At 66.0% G+C, this 884-nt stretch carries 1 protein-coding gene and 1 pseudogene; both read right to left on the bottom strand.

The genetic code is table 11. The features are described 5' to 3' along the window. Positions 1-7: 7 nt before the first annotated feature. Complete coding sequence (locus LCD31_RS28765; RefSeq protein ID WP_224963321.1) at positions 8-577, bottom strand: IS5 family transposase; 570 nt, start codon at positions 575-577, stop codon at positions 8-10. 47 nt (positions 578-624) lie between these two features. Continuing rightward, positions 625-822: pseudogene (locus tag LCD31_RS29350) on the bottom strand (transposase); the annotation flags it as partial. Positions 823-884 lie beyond the last annotated feature (62 nt).

Below are 884 nucleotides of genomic sequence, written 5' to 3' on the forward strand. Positions count from 1 at the left end.
AGAACTGCTAACAGAAGGTTTGGGTGCGTCGGTGTTGGATGAGGCAGGTGGTGAGTTGGAGGAGGCTGTCGTGGATGTCGGCGCGGCGTTCCCAGCGAATGCGTAGACGGCGTGGCCAGTGCAGCCAGCCGAGGCTGCGTTCGATGACCCACCGGACGACTCCGAGGCCGGATCCGTGCTCGTCGCCGCGGCGGGCGATCACGGGTGTGATGCGGCGATGCCGGAGCAGGCGCCGGTATTTGTCGTGGTCGTAGGCACGATCGGCATAGACCGCGTCCGGCCGGAAGCGGGGCCGTCCGCGTCGTCCTCGGACACCGGGAACGGTGTCGATCAGCGGGATCAGCTGCGTGACGTCGTTGCGGTTGCCACCGGTCAACGTCACCGCCAGTGGGGTTCCGCGCGCATCGGAGATCATGTGGTGCTTCGAGCCCGGCCGGGCGCGGTCGACTGGACTCGGCCCCGTTTTGGGCCGCCTCGCATGGCCCGCACGTGGGAGGCATCGACTACTGCACGGGAGAAGTCGAGCTGGTCGGCCCCGCGCAGCTTGTCCAGCAGCACCTGCTGGAGTCGCGTCCACACATCGGCTTCGTGCCAGTCACGTAACCGGCGCCAGCACGTCATCCCCGAACCGAATCCCAACTCCTGAGGCAGAAACTCCCACTGGATACCGGTGTGCAGCACGAACAAGATGCCCTGCAACGCTTTCCGGTCATCGATCCGGGGCCGCCCACCCTTCTCCGGCACCCGCGTGTCCTGCGGCAGCAAGGGTTCGAGCAGTTCCCACAACTCGTCGTCGACCTCCCACGGTCGCCGCCGGGCCACCAGACACCTCCACAACGACAACAAGACCAACCTACGACCACCGTGCCACCAAGATCAGTTTT

Source organism: Saccharopolyspora sp. 6M (assembly GCF_020176775.1).
GTDB lineage: Bacteria > Actinomycetota > Actinomycetes > Mycobacteriales > Pseudonocardiaceae > Saccharopolyspora_C > Saccharopolyspora_C gregorii.